General features: G+C 65.3%; 16 protein-coding genes. 9 read left to right on the plus strand and 7 right to left on the minus strand.

From position 1 onward, the window contains the following. Positions 1–77: 77 nt before the first annotated feature. Entirely contained in the window at positions 78–560 is a 483-nt protein-coding gene (locus DX923_RS00900; protein WP_116112014.1) for a hypothetical protein, read from the minus strand. Between the two features lie 57 nt (positions 561–617). Here DX923_RS00900 and DX923_RS00905 point away from each other — a divergent pair, with 57 nt between their 5' ends. Then, entirely contained in the window at positions 618–1,388 is a 771-nt protein-coding gene (locus DX923_RS00905; protein ID WP_116112016.1) for a CPBP family intramembrane glutamic endopeptidase, read from the plus strand. A gap of 145 nt (positions 1,389–1,533) precedes the next feature. Next, positions 1,534–2,145 carry an acyltransferase family protein gene (locus tag DX923_RS00910; RefSeq protein ID WP_116112018.1) on the plus strand — a complete coding sequence of 204 codons (612 nt, stop codon included), beginning with the start codon at positions 1,534–1,536 and terminating at the stop codon, positions 2,143–2,145. Positions 2,146–2,172: 27 nt separating this feature from the next. On the opposite strand, the gene DX923_RS00915 is transcribed toward DX923_RS00910, so the two are convergent. From DX923_RS00915 to DX923_RS00925, 3 genes are read right to left on the minus strand one after another with little or no spacing between them, the layout of a single operon-like run. Then, positions 2,173–3,030, minus strand: coding sequence for an EamA family transporter (locus tag DX923_RS00915; RefSeq protein ID WP_116116075.1), 858 nt, complete (start codon positions 3,028–3,030; stop codon positions 2,173–2,175). Between the two features lie 38 nt (positions 3,031–3,068). Beyond that, on the minus strand, positions 3,069–3,800 hold the full coding sequence (locus tag DX923_RS00920) for a B3/B4 domain-containing protein (protein ID WP_240322692.1): 732 nt from the start codon (positions 3,798–3,800) through the stop codon (positions 3,069–3,071). Further along, positions 3,793–4,398, minus strand: coding sequence for a helix-turn-helix domain-containing protein (locus DX923_RS00925; RefSeq protein ID WP_116112020.1), 606 nt, complete (start codon positions 4,396–4,398; stop codon positions 3,793–3,795). The genes DX923_RS00920 and DX923_RS00925 overlap by 8 nt, the downstream gene beginning before the upstream one ends. Positions 4,399–4,585: 187 nt before the next feature. Between DX923_RS00925 and DX923_RS00930 the strand changes: the two genes are divergently transcribed. After that, positions 4,586–4,843, plus strand: a complete 258-nt coding sequence (locus DX923_RS00930) for a hypothetical protein (protein ID WP_116112021.1) — start codon at positions 4,586–4,588, stop codon at positions 4,841–4,843. A 240-nt stretch (positions 4,844–5,083) separates the two neighbouring features. Beyond that, positions 5,084–5,986 carry a sugar phosphate isomerase/epimerase family protein gene (locus tag DX923_RS00935; protein ID WP_162872688.1) on the plus strand — a complete coding sequence of 301 codons (903 nt, stop codon included), beginning with the start codon at positions 5,084–5,086 and terminating at the stop codon, positions 5,984–5,986. On the opposite strand, the gene DX923_RS00940 is transcribed toward DX923_RS00935, so the two are convergent. The 3 genes from DX923_RS00940 to DX923_RS00950 are packed head-to-tail and all read right to left on the minus strand — an operon-like array spanning position 5,947 to position 8,418. After that, complete coding sequence (locus tag DX923_RS00940; RefSeq protein ID WP_116112024.1) at positions 5,947–6,927, minus strand: alpha/beta hydrolase; 981 nt, start codon at positions 6,925–6,927, stop codon at positions 5,947–5,949. The two genes, DX923_RS00935 and DX923_RS00940, sit on opposite strands and share 40 nt — an antisense overlap. A gap of 46 nt (positions 6,928–6,973) precedes the next feature. Further along, positions 6,974–7,654, minus strand: coding sequence for an N-acetylmannosamine-6-phosphate 2-epimerase (locus tag DX923_RS00945; protein WP_116112026.1), 681 nt, complete (start codon positions 7,652–7,654; stop codon positions 6,974–6,976). 29 nt (positions 7,655–7,683) lie between these two features. Then, complete coding sequence (locus DX923_RS00950) at positions 7,684–8,418, minus strand: FadR/GntR family transcriptional regulator (protein WP_116112028.1); 735 nt, start codon at positions 8,416–8,418, stop codon at positions 7,684–7,686. A gap of 331 nt (positions 8,419–8,749) precedes the next feature. On the opposite strand from DX923_RS00950, the gene DX923_RS00955 reads away from it, so the two are divergent. The 5 genes from DX923_RS00955 to DX923_RS00975 all read left to right on the plus strand — a co-directional run bounded on the left by DX923_RS00955 (position 8,750) and on the right by DX923_RS00975 (position 15,424). Continuing rightward, complete coding sequence (locus DX923_RS00955) at positions 8,750–10,366, plus strand: ABC transporter substrate-binding protein (RefSeq protein WP_240322693.1); 1,617 nt, start codon at positions 8,750–8,752, stop codon at positions 10,364–10,366. Between the two features lie 237 nt (positions 10,367–10,603). After that, on the plus strand, positions 10,604–11,569 hold the full coding sequence (locus tag DX923_RS00960; protein ID WP_162872689.1) for an ABC transporter permease: 966 nt from the start codon (positions 10,604–10,606) through the stop codon (positions 11,567–11,569). After that, positions 11,569–13,590 carry a dipeptide/oligopeptide/nickel ABC transporter permease/ATP-binding protein gene (locus tag DX923_RS00965; RefSeq protein WP_116112029.1) on the plus strand — a complete coding sequence of 674 codons (2,022 nt, stop codon included), beginning with the start codon at positions 11,569–11,571 and terminating at the stop codon, positions 13,588–13,590. The genes DX923_RS00960 and DX923_RS00965 overlap by 1 nt, the downstream gene beginning before the upstream one ends. Beyond that, a complete protein-coding gene (locus DX923_RS00970) occupies positions 13,587–14,510 on the plus strand; it encodes an ABC transporter ATP-binding protein (RefSeq protein WP_240322694.1) in 924 nt (307 codons plus the stop codon). The genes DX923_RS00965 and DX923_RS00970 overlap by 4 nt, the downstream gene beginning before the upstream one ends. Beyond that, a complete protein-coding gene (locus tag DX923_RS00975) occupies positions 14,507–15,424 on the plus strand; it encodes a dihydrodipicolinate synthase family protein (protein ID WP_116112031.1) in 918 nt (305 codons plus the stop codon). The genes DX923_RS00970 and DX923_RS00975 overlap by 4 nt, the downstream gene beginning before the upstream one ends. Positions 15,425–15,439: the final 15 nt, after the last annotated feature.

Consider the following 15,439-nt stretch of genomic DNA (forward strand, 5'->3'; position numbering starts at 1 on the left):
CACCGCTGGTGATACACATCGGACCGGCCGTCCTGTTCTCGGGGCGGCCGGTCCATCATGTTGTCGGAGTGTCGACGTCAGGAGCGAGCGTGGACCACTCTGGTGACGACGAAGGGGCGGCCCTGTTGACAGGTGGTGGCCTGGTGCGGGCGGTGATGTCCTTCGACGACGGCCTGGGTTCCGGGCGCGAGCCGTGGTACGGCGCCCAGGAGGAGCACAGCTTCGCCGCGGCCGAGTTGCAGGAGGGTGCAGCCGGGTTCGGCACCTTCGGTGATCACTCCGGAGAGCTGTTCCAGGTCTCCGGTCGGTGCTGCGGGGTCGGGCAGCTCGGGGATGGGCGAGGGCAGATAAGGGGTACCGCTGCTGGTGCTCGAGGTGGCCGTGGCCGTCGGTGGCGTGCTCGTGGCGGGAGTCGAGGTCGAGGAGTGTTGCCCGGGGTTCTCGCCCGGGCCGGTGCATCCGGTGACGATCATGAGCAGTCCTCCGCAGAGCAGGATGGCGGCGTGCGTCCCGGATACGGAGCGCACACGGCCGGTGGGCGAGCGGTGGTCGCGGGCCATATGTCTTGGACGCCGGAGACGCGCAAGCGGTTCCGTCCGACTGGGTAGCCTGCGGACATGGATGTTCAGGCGCCGACTTCGAGCGTGGGGCGAAGAACCTTGCTGGTCGAATCTTTTCTGGTGCTGGGAGTCGGTCTGGGCGCCTCGGCGGTGTGGGCCGTGCTGTCGATTGTGCGCAGGCTCACCGATCCGGTGGCGCTCTCCCGGCAGACGTCGTCGTTGAATGCGTCGGTCACTCCTGACCGGCCGTGGCTAGACCTGGCGTATCAGCTGGCCGGGATAGCGTTGCCGCTGTTCCCTGCGCTCCTGGCTTTGCACCTGTTGGCCCGGGACGGGGTGTTTCCTGCCAGGATCGGTATGGATCTGAAGCACCCTGGTGGGGATCTGCTCCGCGGGGCGTTGTTGGCCGCGGCGGTCGGTCTGCCAGGGCTGGTGTTCTACGTGGCGGCCATGCAGTGGGGGATCAATACGACGGTGTCGCCGGCGGGGCTGGGGCAGGTGTGGTGGGCGGTGCCGGTGCTGATCCTGTCGGCGGTGAAGAACGCCGTGGTCGAGGAAGTGGTGATGGTCGGCTACCTGATGACGAGGTGGCGGCAGGTCGGCTGGTCCTGGCACTGGGTGGTGGGGATTTCTGCGGTCATCAGGGGCGCTTATCACCTGTATCAGGGTTTTGGTGGTTTCCTGGGGAATATTGCGATGGGGCTCTTCTTCGGGTGGCTCTTCGTCCGATCAGGGCGGGTGATGCCGTTGGTGGTGGCGCACACCTTGTTGGACGTGGTGGCTTTCGTGGGTTACACGTTCTTGCGGAATAACTTGCCCTGGTTGTGAGTTCAGGCGGGCGGTCCGCAGGGCGGATGCCGCTGGTCCTGGGGCCGCTCGGCGCAACCCTTACGTAACGGTAGAGTCGGCGGGGCAGCCCTCGACGGAAGACAGCCTTGCTGCCCGCTTCGATCCACGGGCGAACAGTCTGGACATGCTTCGCTTGCTGTTGGCAGCTTTCGTGGCGGTCGCCCATGGGATGCAGATTGCCCATGGGTATCAACCCAGGCTCGGGCACACCGATCTGGGCACCTTGGCGGTCGACGGCTTCTTCGTGCTCAGCGGCTTCCTGGTCGCCGGGTCCTTCCTCCGCCTGTCGTGTCCGGTGCGCTACGCCCGGCATCGCGCGCTGCGGATCCTGCCAGGATTCTGGACCTGCCTGGTGGTGACCGCACTGGTGATGGCTCCGCTGCTGTCGGTGCTCGAAGGTGGCACCCCCGGGCAGGTGTTCTCCGGGGAAGCGCCGTCCGGTCTGTACGTCCTGGACAATGCTTTTCTCCTGATCCGGGACTACGCCGTTGCCGGTCTGCCTACCGGCACGCACACCCCAGGCGTGATCAACGGGTCGCTGTGGACCTTGTGGTTCGAGGCCGTCTGCTACGTGCTGGTCATGGCGTTGGGATGGGCCGGGGGCTTGCGGTCGGGGCGGCGTCGGCTGCTGGTCGCGGTGGCCTGCGCGATTCCGGGGATCTGGCGAGCACGCTGGGTGATCTTGTGCTATCGATATGGTCGAACTCTGCGGTCAGGTTCTTCGTCTCGAAGATGAACGTGGAACTGTACTTCGGCGTGGCGCTCATGCGGTCTCCTTCTCCGGCTTCGTGATCGGCACAGTGGGGTTGGCGGGGCGTTTGCCGTCGCGCTGCGCGGCAGCACCGGCGAAAATGACCACCGCGATGCCCGCCAGCTGCATCAGGGTCGGCTGTTGGGCCAGGACGAGCAGGCCGATGAGGATCCCGAACGCGGGCTCGATCGACAGCAGCGTGCCAAAGGCGGTATGGGTCATGCGGCGCAGGGCGAGCATCTCGAGCCCGAACGCGATCACCGGGGTGATCAGAGCGATCCCCGCCGCGACCGGCAGCACCCACCAGGTGAACTCGCCCCCGATTACCTGCGGCGACCCGATCGGGAGCGTCGCAAGAGCAGCAACGGGGATTGTGAGCGAGAGGCCGCTGATCCCGGAAAAGTGGTCGCCGACGTGCTGGGTGAGGAGGTTGTACAACCCCCAGCAGGTGCCCGCGGCCAGCGCGAAGCCGACGCCTGCGAGGTCGATGCGCCCTTGCCACGGTTCCGTCAGCAGCACGACCCCGACGAAAGCGAGGGCGGGCCAGATGAGGACTTTGCGATGCTTACTCATGAGGCCCGCCACGGTGAGGGGTCCGAGGAACTCGATCGCGACCGCGGTGCCCAGCGGGATGCGCTCGACGGCGGCGAGGAAGAACGTCGTCATGAACCCCGTCACCACCCCGAGCGCGATCAGCGCGGGCACGTCCTTGCGACGCAACGAGCGGATCGCGGGGCGGGCGATCATCCACAAGAACACCACCCCGAAGCACATCCGCAACCACGCCGTGCCTGCCGCACCGACCTGGTCGATCACCGGCACCGACAGGGCGTTGGAGAGCTGCACAGACAGCATCGCCGCGACCGCCATCGACCACGGCGGAATCCCCGTCGTCGTGCGTGCCTTGGTCACGGCGCTCCGATCAGACGGCTGGTCACACGGACTCCGGTGCCCAGATCCGTGAGGGCATCGACCAGGGCATCAGCGGCAGCGTGGAGTTCTGCGTCTGAGGCCGGGGCGAGGGCGTCGAGGATGAAGAACGCCGTGCGCGTGCCATCGGTGAGCCCGGTGCGGCGGCCCTGTCGCCAGTTCCATCTTCGGCACGTCACCCCGTCGTCATCACACCAGACCACCTCGCCGGCATCCGGGTACTCGGTAACGGGCTCCCCGTTCGCGGTGGTGTCGAACGGTTCGGTGCCGGTGGCACGTATCAGGCGTGCCGGACCCTGATAGTGGTGGAAGTCCTCGCCACCGAAAGGAATCTGGTGCAGCACCGAGATCGCGTTGTACACATCCGTGAGCGCGTTCACCCGCGGCAGGCCCTTCTCAGTGCGGCGGGTGAGGGCTTCGAGACTGTTGCGGGTGCGCTGCGGCTTCGCTCCGAACCCCCGGTACGCATCTCGCCACGCTGCGATGTGCGGCAGCTCATCCATCGCAGAAGCGGCAAGCAGACCAGCCGCATGCTTCTCGGCTGCGGTGATGAGTTCGTCCACTCCTTGCCCGCCCTCTTGTGCAGTGATCGCCGGGGTGAGGCCGTCGATGACGATAAGCATGGCCCGGTAGTCAGGGCGCAGCTCGAACACTGCAGGTTCCACAGTGGCGGCGGCCAGGAACTCGTCGGGGGTCATGGTGTCAGGCATTCGGGATCTCCGTTCGGTGCGCGGCCCCGACTCCCGGTTCGAAGACCGCGAGCGAGAACCGGGCAGGGTCTTTAGTGGTGTTCATATACGAGTGGGCTAGATCGCCGTCGAAAGCCAGCGCATCACCAGGGGCGAGTTCGAAACGCTCGTCGCCGACCATCACCGTCACGGTGCCAGCCTGGACATGCAGCAATTCACGGGTGCCCGCGCTGTGCGGTTCGCTCTGATGCTGGTCGCCTGGCGCGAGCATCCAATCCCACAGCTCGACCACGTCCGGCGGCTCGGTGCCCGCCACGAGCACACCCTGACCACCCTGGTCGCCGGTCCACAACACTGCGCCGTCACCGTGCCGGGTGAGCTTCGCCGTGCGTGAGGCAGGCGGTTCCACCAGCGCAGGCAGCCCGACACCCAGCGCATCAGAAAGACGCAGCAACGTACCCACACTCGGATTCACACCGCCCTGCTCGACATTCACCAGCATGCGACGGCTCACCCCCGCAGTGGCTGCGAGCTGGTCGAGCGTCCAGCCGCGCCCTTTGCGTTCCTGCTTCACCCGCGCACCGATCGCGCGTGCCAGCGACTCCGCTCTCCCATCCATAGAGTGCAGCATATTGCACGATGTTGGCACTGTCGAGATCTAGGGGGCGGACCTCGGTCGGGAATGACGCACCAACTTCAACCGAGTCACAGGTTCCGCGAACATTGAACGCGAAATAGGCTGACAGGGCGTCGAGTGCTCAAGTTTCCGCCAAAACCTTCAACAATCCGGGTAACTTTTTAACTTTATGTTCTGGGCGGTCGTGGGGACGCCGTGGCTGCGTAGGTCACTGCGTTGGGATCTCTCCTATGGCGTGTACGTCTACCACTGGCCGATCGCGACGATCCTGACGACGGCGGGGAGTGGAGCGCTGCCGGTGGTGGCCCACCTGGTTCTGCTCATGACGGGGACGGCTGCGGTGTCGGCACTGTCCTGGCTGGCGGTGGAGCGTCCGGCGCTGCGCCGTAAGGATGCCGCCTTGCTGTTCGCCCGGGTCCCCGGCTGATCTCTCGGCCATCTGTGAGGCGGTCGTCGATCCCATGTTGCGCGCTGTCGGCGACGGAACGAGGTATCACGGCCTGACGGACGATGTGGGGAACCAGGTTGTACGTCCGACCCACAGGGCGCGTACCGTGTGGCAGATCGGGTGGAGGAGTCTGTTTCGAAGGTGAGATCGCCACTCACGGAATCCGAAGGAATGACGTTGGGTAAAAACAGTTTTGGTGTTCGTTCTGGGGGGATTCCGGTGGGGAGGGCACTGGGTCTGGCCCCGCTGTCGGTGTTGGGCGAGGCGCCTCACCGTGTCGTGGAGGCCGCGGCCGGTGCGGGTTTCGACTTCGTCGGGCTACGAGTACAGCGGGTCTCGGAGGACGAGCCTTTTTTCGCACTGAACCCGGGCGGTTCCGAGCTGCGACGAACTCGTCAGGCTCTGGACGACACCGGGCTGACCGTCTTGGACGTCGAATGTCTGGTCTTCGACGGAACCGTCGGCCCGGAGACCTGGCTGCCGGCGCTGGAGGCAGGCGCAGCGCTGGGGGCCCGGGTGTTCACGGTGGCGGCCTCGGACACCGACCGGTCCCGGATCGCCGATTCGCTCGGCGAGTTCACCCGGGACGCGATGGACTTCAATATCGTCCCCATGTTCGAGCCGATGGCCTACCGCACGGTATCGACGCTGGCCGAGGCTGCTGTGCTGGCCCGGGGAGCCGGATGCCTCGTACTGCCGGACACCCTGCACTTCCACCGGGCCGGAACCACTCCGGACATGGCCCGGGAAGTGGCCGACCTGGTCGTGATGGTGCAGCTGTGCGATGCTCCGGCCGAGCCGCCGGCCGACCTGGACGGCTATATCGAGGAGTCACGTTCCCACCGGCTGCTGCCCGGAGCAGGCGGCGCGGACGTATACGGCTTTCTGAATGCTTTCCTGGAAGGGGTTCCGGTCAGCGTGGAGGTTCCGCATCCCTCGCGACACGAGATCGGCTTGGAGGCCTTCGTCCGCGAGCTGGCGATCGCATGCCGGGCAGGGGTGGACGGCGCGGCCCTTCAACGCGTGGTCTCCGCCGCTGTCGGTGTCGAGCCGTCACCCTGTCGGAAATCGATCGGCCCGGTTCAGCCCTTGAGCTTGCCCACCAGGAATTGCACGGCCTGACTGCGCAGGTTGTCGTCGGTGTAGAAGACGGGCTGGGCGTGCCCGGCGTCGATCAGGACGACCTGTTGTTCGACTCCGGACTGCTTCAGCTTCTCGCCGAGGTCGACCGACTGTTTCGCCGGGGCGGTGCAGTCCTGCTTGCCATGGATCAGCAGGCTGGGCGGTGAGGTCTTGCGGACGTGACTGATCGGGCTGGCTTTCTCCGCGGCCATGCGGCCTTCGGGAGATTCAGGGTCGGCGCCGATCAGTCGTCCGTGGGAGCTCTCCACCCCGGTGCGTCCGGGGTTGCAGCCTTGTCCGCGCTGTTGGGCGAGCCGAGTGGTGAACTCGTAGATGCCGTAGTACCCGAGGAAGGCTTTCACGCTGGGGTCGGTCTTGGGGCCGATGGTGCCGTGGAGCGCGTCCTCCTTGGGGGTCATGGCGACCATTCCGGCCAGATGTGCTCCAGCGGACTCGCCGCCGATGGCGACCCGCTCGGGGTCGAGCCCGAGGTTCGACGACTCGGCCTTGAGATAGCGCACGGCGGCGGAGACGTCCTGCATCGGTTGCGGGAACCTGGTTTGGGGCAGCAAATGGTAATTGACGCTGGCGACGGCGATGCCCGCGTTGAGGAGATCGTCGCGCAGACGGCCCACCTTCAGCAGGTGTTCGTCGACATCGGCTTTGTCACCTCCTCGCCAGCCACCGCCGTGTACCCAGACGAAGACCGGGGCCGGCCCGTCGGACTTCTCCGGGAGGAAGAGGTCGAGGGCGTGTACCGGGTCGCCGCTTTCCACGTAGGCCAGGTTGCGTCGGTCGCGCCCGTCCTTGGAGGAGGACGCTGGTTTGCTGGTCGCGGGGGAACCGGATGTTCTCCCCGTGTTCCCGAGACCGCAGGCCGTGAGGATGCCGAGGACGAAGGTCGCGGCGACGGCGAGCGTGAGCCGGCGTCGTAGGGTCATGCTTGATCTCCCCTTGTGGATGCTGTGAGTGCGCTCACGTGTCTCGTCAGTGGTGAAGGGCTTCGACGAACCACCCGGTGATCGTGGTGGGGTGGGTGATGGCTGTGCCGACGACCACGGCGTGGGCGCCTGCCGCGAGGGCTGCTGCGGCCTGGCCCGGGGTATGGACGCGCCCTTCGGCGATGAGGGGGATCAGGGGGAGTGCTTGGGAGATGTCGGCGACGAGGTCGAGGTCCGGGCCTTCGGTCCGGGGCCGTTCGTCGGTGTACCCGGCGAGGGTGGTGCCGAGGACGTCGACTCCGGCGTCGGAGGCCGCCTTGGCGTCGTCGAGGGATCCGCAGTCGGCCATGACGAAGGAGTCCGGGTGGCTGGTGCGCAGGGCGGCGACGGTGTCGGCGAGGGTCCGCCCGTCGGGCCGGGGTCGCCGGGTGCCGTCGAGGGCGACGATCTGGGCCCCGGCGTCCAGGACGGCGCGGGCGTGCCGGAGGGTGGGGGTGATGAAGACACCGTCGTGTCCGGATTTCCACAACCCGATGACGGGGACATCGACCCGCCCGGTGATCGCGGAGATGTCGGCGAGTCCTTGTGCGCGGATGGCGACGGCTCCTCCTGTAACGGCGGATTCGGCCATCTGGGCCATGCTCTCTGGGTGACGTAGGGGTTCACCGGGGTAGGCCTGGCAAGACACGATCAGCTGTCCACGCAGGCCGTTGATGAGGGGATGCATCCGTGCTCTTTCCGTGCAGGTGGTGGCGGTTATAAAGGGTTTTCCGCTGTGGATTTCTGGGTGTCGATGGCGCGTTGGATGGCGCGTTGCAGGGGCGCGTAGTGGGCGCGGATCGCTGCTTTGTACCCGGCTTCGTCGCCTGTTTCCAGGGCGCGCAGCATGTCGTGATGGGTACGGACGGTCTGGGCGATGTCTTCCTGGGGTGTCACCCCGAGGTGGGGGAGTGCTCGGGTGTAGATCTCCAGGAAGGCGCTGGCCAGCTCGCCCATGATCGTGTTGTCGACGTCTTTGAACAGCAGGGCATGGAAGGCGAAGTCCTCTTCCATGAATTCTCCGCCGGCTGCGCCGCGTCGTTCCATCTCGTCGAGCAGGGAGTGCAGTTCGCGTCGGTACTTCCCGTGGTTGCGGGCGATGAGCTCGTCGGCGACGGTGAGATCGAGTGCCATCCGGGTGTGGACGACGTCGCGTAGGGAGTGCAGGGTCTGTTCGGCGTCGAGGGAGAGCCGGAAGACCAGGCCGTTGACGAGGGGGGCGAGGGACATCTGTCCGACGTAGGTGCCGTGTCCGTGTCGGACTTCAACGATGTCCAGTGAGGCGAGGGTGCGTACGGCCTCGCGGACGGAGGAGCGGGACACTCCGAGAGCGACACACAGGTCGGCCTCGGTCGGCATGAGGTCTCCGGGCCTCAGGCCGTATTCGATGATGTACGCCTTAATCCCGTCTGCCGTGGACCAGGTGCTCGAGCGCCGGTCTGCGATAGCCATGGAGACCTCGATTCGTGAAGGGCCGCCCCGAGGTACGGGTGGATGGTGTTAATTCCATCTTGCGGTGAATGCGTGAAGAAGTTTCTCTGAGAGGAACTTTCGTGTTGGTGTGTCGACAAGGTGGATCGATGGATGGTTTAGCGGGGCAGGGAAGGCGATCTGTCGGTATTAGAAAGTTCAAGAAGGCGCTTGACCCTTCCGTGGAAGTCACCTAATGTCACGTTACATCATCGGACGTCGGATGTCCGATGTTAGGTCTTAAATTGTCTGAACAATATGTCAGGCAATCGGGCCACCAAGAGCGGTATCGGACCACCGCTACTCAGGAAAGGTGTCCATCTTGAACCTCCTCGCGCACAATTCCTCACGGCGCGGATTTCTCAAGCTGGCAGGTGCGGTGGGCCTTGCAGCAGGATTCTCGGCATCACTGTCAGCCTGCGGGCCCAAGGGCTCCAGCTCCGGCGCCGTCGACGCCAAGGTCGACGCCAAGAAGGACGGCACCATCGTCGGCGCCATTTCCTACGAGCTGGGCACCAATGGCTACGACCCCATGACGACCTCCGCAGCTCTGACCATCGCCGTCAACTGGCACACCATGGAAGGTCTCACCGAGATCGACCCGGCCACCCGGAAGACCTATGCCGCGCTCGCCAAGGAGCTCCCCGCGGCCACGTCTACCAGCGTCGACATCGCTCTGCGTGACGGTGCCACCTTCCATGACGGCACGCCAGTCACGGCGGATGACGTCGTCTTCTCCTTCGAGCGCGTCCAGGATCCGGCGAACAAGTCGCTGTACGCGCAGTTCATCCCCTTCGTCGACAAGGTCACGAAGAAGGACGAGAAGACCGTCACCATCGCGCTGAAGCACCCCACCGGACTGCTGGCTTCCCGGCTCTCGGTCGTGAAGATCGTGCCGAAGGCTGCCGCAGCAGACCGTAAAGCTTTTGATGCCAATCCAATTGGCTCCGGTCCGTGGAAGATGACGGACAACGGGGCGACCTCCAAACAGATCACCTTCGAGCGCCATGAGGCTTACAACGGCCCGCAGCCGGCTCGGGCCAAGTCCATGAAGTGGCAGATCATCCCGGATGCGGGCACCCGCACCAACGCCATGCAGTCGAAGAGCGTGCAGGCCATCGACTCGGTGCCCTATCTGTCGATCGACCAGCTCAAGGCCACTTCTCGGGTGGAATCGGTGCAGGGCTTCGGGTTGCTCTTCGCCATGTTCAACCACTCCGCCGACAACCCCTTCGCCAAGAAGGAGAACCGGCAGGCCTTCTTCTACGCCATCGACATGGAGAAGGTCGTCAAGACCGGTCTGCTCGGACAGGCCACTCCGGCGACCTGCTTCTTGCACGCCGATCATCCGCAGTACCGTAAGGCGTCCGTGGTCTACACCCACGACCAGGCCAAGGCGAAGGAGCTCTTCGCCAAGACAGGGCTCACCAAGCTCCGGCTGCTGTGTACTGATCACGACTGGGTAAAGAAATGCACGCCGGTGATTGCCGAATCGTTGAAGGAAGTCGGGATCGAGGTCGATTTCATCGAGAAGAAATCGGCAGATGTGTACAACACCATCGACGGTAAGCCTGCTGCTTATGACGTAGTCATCGCACCGGGCGACCCTTCGGTCTTCGGAAATGACCCCGACATGTTGATGCGCTGGTGGTACGGGGGTGACACCTGGACCGAGCAGCGGATGCACTGGAAGGGGCAGCCCTCCTACACCCAGGTCCAGTCCCTCCTTGACGAGGGACTCAAGGCGACCAGCGAAGATACCCAGAAAGAGGTGTGGGGGAAGCTCTTCGACCTCATCTCCGAGGAGCTCCCGCTGTATCCGCTGTTCCACCGCAAATCGCCGATGGCCTGGGACGGGTCTTCGTTGGCGGACTTCAAACCGATTGCCCTCACCGGACTCTCTTTCATGGGGGTCGGCTCCGGAAAATAGCCTGCATCAGGGATGCTGCATCCTGCATGAAGTTGTTGAGCTATAGCCGTAAAGCGTTGGGTGACATTGGTCCCTGTACAGAGGGTTCAGTACTATCCCTAACGGCTTTAGTAATAAGTCGATGATGTCGCGTCATTGCGACATCATCGACTTATTCACGGCGGTACCCACGGCCTGCGCCACGAGCGCCGCCCGCCGTCCTCTGTCTCACCTATCTGCTGCACGAAGGAGCAGACCGTGTCCAACCTGATGCGCCTCATCGGGCGTCGGCTGGTCGCGTTGCCGGTGATGATTCTCGGCGTGACGTTCTTGGTGTTCGTCGTCATGTCGTTCTCACCGTCCGACCCGGCCCGTCTCGCACTCGGCGAATCGGCGTCCCCCGACGCTCTCGCCGCCTATCGCACCGAACATGGGCTCGACAAGCCCCTACTGGTCCGATACGGACTCTTCCTCCTCGGCATGCTTCAAGGAGACCTCGGCACCACCAGCGGGAACACCCCCGTCATCAACATGGTCGCCGAGGCCTTCCCGATCACCATGCAGCTGGCCATCCTCGGCCTGATCGTCGCCGTGATCATTGCCGTCGTCTTCGGTGTCCTGGCGGCACTCCACCGCGGACGCTGGCCCGACCAGCTCATCCGGGTGCTCTCGATCATGGCCCTGGCCACCCCGTCCTTCTGGCTGGCGATCCTGCTCATCCAGAACCTCGGAACGGTTCCCGGCGGCGCAGGGCTCTTCCCCGCGCTCATCCTCACCTGGGTGCCTTTCACCCAGGACCCGGCCACCTACCTGAACAACACCTTCCTCCCGGTGTTCGCGCTGGCCACCCCCGTCGCCGGATCGCTGATCCGCGTCGTACGTACCTCCATGGTCCAAGAACTCGAGAAGGACTACGTGCGCACCGCCGTCGGATCCGGAGTGCCCTACTCCGAGGTCGTCGCGGTCAACGTGCTGCGCAACGCCCTGATCACCCCGATCACCGTCCTCGGACTGCGCATCGGATACCTGATGGGCGGCGCAGTCATCATCGAGATCATCTTCAACATCAAGGCGATGGGGCAGCTGATCCTCGACGGGGTCACCCGTAACGACGTCTTCCTCGTCCAGGGAGTGACCCTGACCGTGGCCATCGCCTTCATCGTCATCAATATCCTCGTCGACCTGCTGTACGTGCTGGTCAACCCGCGGATCAGGAGCATCTGATGCGATCCGAACTCACCTCACGGCTCGAATCGTCCCCGGGCACGAGAATCGGGGCGCTACGCACGCTGCCCCGTTCCACCCAGATCGCACTCGGCCTGATCAGCCTGATCGTCCTGATGGCCCTCGCCGCGCCCTTGGTCGCCGGCGACCCCCTGGCCACCGGGACACCGGTCCAGGCACCAGGTGGCGAGCACCTCTTCGGCACCGATGCCATCGGCCGGGACGTCTTCGCCCGCGTCGTCTGGGGCGCCCGCTCCTCACTGGTCATCGGTATCTTCGCGACCCTGGTCGCCCTGGTGGTCGCCGCGATCCTCGGCTCCGTCGCCGCCACCGGTAACCGGATCGTCTCCGAAGTACTCATGCGGCTGCTCGACATCATCATGAGCTTCCCCGGAGTCGCCCTCGCCGCGGTCTTCGTCGCCGTCTTCGGCAACTCCGTGCCCGTTCTCGTCCTGGCCATCGGCTTCCTGTACGTGCCTCAGCTCTCCCGGGTCATCCGAGCCAATGTCCTCGACCAGTTCGGCGAGGACTATGTCGCCGCCAGCAGGGTGATGGGCGCCCGGGTGCCCTACATCCTCGCCAAGCACGTGGCGCGCAACTGCATCGCTCCGATCCTGGTGTTCGCCACCGTGCTGGTCGCCGACGCGATCGTCTTCGAAGCCTCGCTGTCGTTCATCAACGCCGGTGTGAAGCCGCCGGACCCCAGCTGGGGAAACATCCTCTCCGACGGTAAGCAGGTGCTCCTGAGCGGGCACTGGTGGCCGACCTTCTTCCCCGGACTGATGATCCTGATCACCGTCCTGGCGCTGAACGTCCTCGCCGAGGGGCTCACCGACGCGATGGCCAGCCCGGCGACTCGGAAAGCCGCCGCGATCGATGCCGAGGAGAAAGCACTCGAGCAGGCCGCTGCTGCAGAGGCCGACGGCGTGCGCATGCTCGGCCTGACCGACGAGCGCACCGCCAAGGACCTGCTCTCGGTCAGCCTCAGCGCGCTACGGACCTCCGAAATGGTGCGCAGCGACCGCCTCCAGTACACGGGTCAGGCCGAACCGATTCTGCGCGTGGAGAACCTGTCGATCTCCTTCCCCTCCGCCCACGGCGACGTCGACATCGTCGACAATGTCTCCTTCGAGGTCCGCCCCGGAGAAACCATGGGCCTGGTCGGCGAGTCCGGCTGCGGGAAGTCGATCACCTCGATGGCGATCATGGGCTTGCTGCCCCAGACCGCGCGCATCTCCGGACGCATCATGATGGGCGAGCAGAACCTGCTCGAACTCGACGAGAAAGCCCACAACGAGCTGCGCGGCCACCACATGGCCATGGTCTACCAGGACGCGCTCAGCTCGCTGAACCCCTCGATGGTGGTGCGACGCCAGCTCACCCAGCTCACCCGCCGAGGTGGCACCCGCACCCCCGAAGAACTGATGGAACTGGTCGGCCTCGACCCCAAGAGGACCCTCAGCTCCTACCCGCACGAGCTCTCCGGCGGCCAGCGCCAGCGCGTCCTCATCGCCATGGCGCTCACCCGGAACCCGCAGCTCATCATCGCGGACGAGCCCACCACCGCCCTCGACGTCACCGTGCAGCAGCAGGTCGTCGACCTGCTCAATGAGCTGCGTGAACAGCTCGGCTTCGCGATGGTCTTCGTCAGCCACGACCTCGCACTGGTCGCCCAGCTGGCCCACCGGATCACCGTCATGTACGCCGGACAGGTCGTCGAACAAGGCGCCACCCGGGCCATCCTGACCAACCCGAAGCACGAGTACACCCAGGGGCTTCTCGGCTCGGTGCTCTCCATCGAGTCCGGTTCACGCCGTCTCTACCAGGTGCCGGGCACCGTGCCCAGCCCCGCCGAGTTCGTCTCCGGCGACCGCTTCGCGCCCCGCTCCTCGTACCCGACCATCGGCCTGGGCGAGAAGCCTTACCTGCGCAAGATCTCCGATGAACTCGGCACCGACGTCGACCACCTCTACGCGACCACGAACGCCCTGGAGGCAGTGCTGAAGGGAGAACGCCGATGAACACGCCGTCGGAGAAGAGCGAGGCCTACGAGGAGTACGACGGCTACGACGAGTACGCCACGTGGGAGCCAGAGCCGGAAGCCCCCGCCGACCAGGGTGAACCGGATGCAGATCCGCTACTCGAACTGCGCGGAGTGCAGGTCGTCCACCGCTCCCGCAGCAGCACCTTCCTCAAGCCCGAACGAGTCCAGGCCCTGCGCGGCGTCGACTTCCGGGCCTACCGCGGGGAGACCGTCGGAATCGTTGGTGAATCTGGCTGTGGCAAAACGACACTCGCCAGGGTGATGGTCGGCCTGCAGGCGCCCACCAAGGGTGAGGTCCACTTCAGGGGCGCACCCATGAAACACAACGCCAACGCGCGCCGTGTGCTGGGACGCACCGTCTCCATGGTCTTCCAGGACCCCTCGACCGCGCTGAACCCCCGCATGATCGTCCGGGAACAGCTCCTCGACCCGCTACGGGTCCACGGCATCGGTGACGAGAACTACCGCAGACACCGGGTCGAAGAACTGATGCACCTGGTCGGCCTGCCCCTGTCCGCCCTCGACGTCCTGCCCCGGCAGATCTCCGGTGGACAACGTCAACGTGTCGCGATCGCGCGGGCGCTCGCTCTCGACCCCGAACTGATCATCGCGGACGAGCCCACGTCAGCGCTCGACGTCTCGGTGCGGGCCCAGGTGTTGAACCTGCTCACTGACCTGAAGAACGAACTGGGTCTGGGATTGGTGTTCATCTCCCACGACATCAACACGGTGCGCTATATCTCCGACCGGATCGCCGTGATGTACCGCGGCGGCATCGTCGAATCAGGTCCGGCTGAACGACTCTTCCACGATCCCCGTGGCGAGTACACCCGTTCCTTGCTGCTCTCCACCCCCTCGCTACTGAACCATGACCCGGAACCTTGGGAGGACAAGTGAACTCGCCTTTCCGCGGCGTCATTCCGCCGCTCGTCACACCGTTGACGGCCAGCGGTGAACTCGACCTGGCCTCCCTGGAGCGACTCATCGCCAGATTGCTCGACGGTGGGGTCCACGGCATCTTCGCCCTCGGATCCTCCGGCGAAGTGGCCTTCTTCGACGACGACATGCGTGCCCGGGTCCTCGATGCCGTGACCGGCATCGTCGCCGACCAGGTCCCGGTCCTCGCCGGATGCATCGACATGCAGACCCACCGGGTCATCTCCCACGTCCGAGCGGCAGAGAAAGCCGGGGTCGCCGGCGTCGTCGTCACCGCGCCCTTCTACGCCATCACCGGCCCCGAAGAGGTCCGCCACCACTTCACCGCCATCGGAGAAGCGGCGAATGTCCCTGTGCTGGCCTACGACATCCCGGTCTGTGTCCACACGAAGCTCAGCCCGGAGATGCTGATGGACCTGGCTCAGAGCGGGGCCATCGTCGGGGTGAAGGACTCTTCCGGAGACGACGTCTCCTTCCGCCGTCTCGCCCTGCAGAACCGGACTCTGGGGGAGCCTCTCGCCCTGTTCACCGGGCATGAGGTCGTCGTCGACGGTGCCTACCTGTCCGGCGCACACGGCTGCGTCCCCGGGCTGGGCAATGTCGACCCCGCCGGGTACGTGCGACTGCACACCGCAGCCCAAGCCGGAGACTGGGAGCAGGTCCGTCTGGAACAGGACCGGCTCGCCCAGCTGATGGAGATCGCTTTCGCCCCCGTCGGCAAGGTCGGCCCCGCAGCAGGAGTCGGCTCGTTCAAGACGGCGCTGCACCTGCTGGGTGTCTTCGACACCAACACGATGAGCGCACCGATGACGGCCTTGGAAGGATCCAATGTCGACGCGGTGCACGATGTGCTCTGCCGGGTCGGGCTTCTCTAAGAAACCGCTCCACCT

It is taken from the genome of Austwickia chelonae (assembly GCF_003391095.1).
Classification (GTDB): Bacteria; Actinomycetota; Actinomycetes; order Actinomycetales; family Dermatophilaceae; genus Austwickia; species Austwickia chelonae_A.

Excerpts from the sequence above, each read along its gene's own strand:
- DX923_RS00905 (WP_116112016.1), top strand. The coding sequence starts at position 618 with ATGGATGTTCAGGCGCCGACTTCGAGCGTGGGGCGAAGAACCTTGCTG.
- DX923_RS00925 (WP_116112020.1), bottom strand. The coding sequence starts at position 4,398 with ATGGATGGGAGAGCGGAGTCGCTGGCACGCGCGATCGGTGCGCGGGTG.
- DX923_RS00900 (WP_116112014.1), bottom strand. The coding sequence starts at position 560 with ATGGCCCGCGACCACCGCTCGCCCACCGGCCGTGTGCGCTCCGTATCC.
- DX923_RS00915 (WP_116116075.1), bottom strand. The coding sequence starts at position 3,030 with ATGGCGGTCGCGGCGATGCTGTCTGTGCAGCTCTCCAACGCCCTGTCG.
- DX923_RS00945 (WP_116112026.1), bottom strand. The coding sequence starts at position 7,654 with ATGCATCCCCTCATCAACGGCCTGCGTGGACAGCTGATCGTGTCTTGC.
- DX923_RS00965 (WP_116112029.1), top strand. The coding sequence starts at position 11,569 with ATGCGATCCGAACTCACCTCACGGCTCGAATCGTCCCCGGGCACGAGA.
- DX923_RS00940 (WP_116112024.1), bottom strand. The coding sequence starts at position 6,927 with ATGACCCTACGACGCCGGCTCACGCTCGCCGTCGCCGCGACCTTCGTC.
- DX923_RS00910 (WP_116112018.1), top strand. The coding sequence starts at position 1,534 with ATGCTTCGCTTGCTGTTGGCAGCTTTCGTGGCGGTCGCCCATGGGATG.
- DX923_RS00950 (WP_116112028.1), bottom strand. The coding sequence starts at position 8,418 with ATGGCTATCGCAGACCGGCGCTCGAGCACCTGGTCCACGGCAGACGGG.
- DX923_RS00970 (WP_240322694.1), top strand. The coding sequence starts at position 13,587 with ATGAACACGCCGTCGGAGAAGAGCGAGGCCTACGAGGAGTACGACGGC.
- DX923_RS00920 (WP_240322692.1), bottom strand. The coding sequence starts at position 3,800 with ATGCCTGACACCATGACCCCCGACGAGTTCCTGGCCGCCGCCACTGTG.
- DX923_RS00930 (WP_116112021.1), top strand. The coding sequence starts at position 4,586 with ATGTTCTGGGCGGTCGTGGGGACGCCGTGGCTGCGTAGGTCACTGCGT.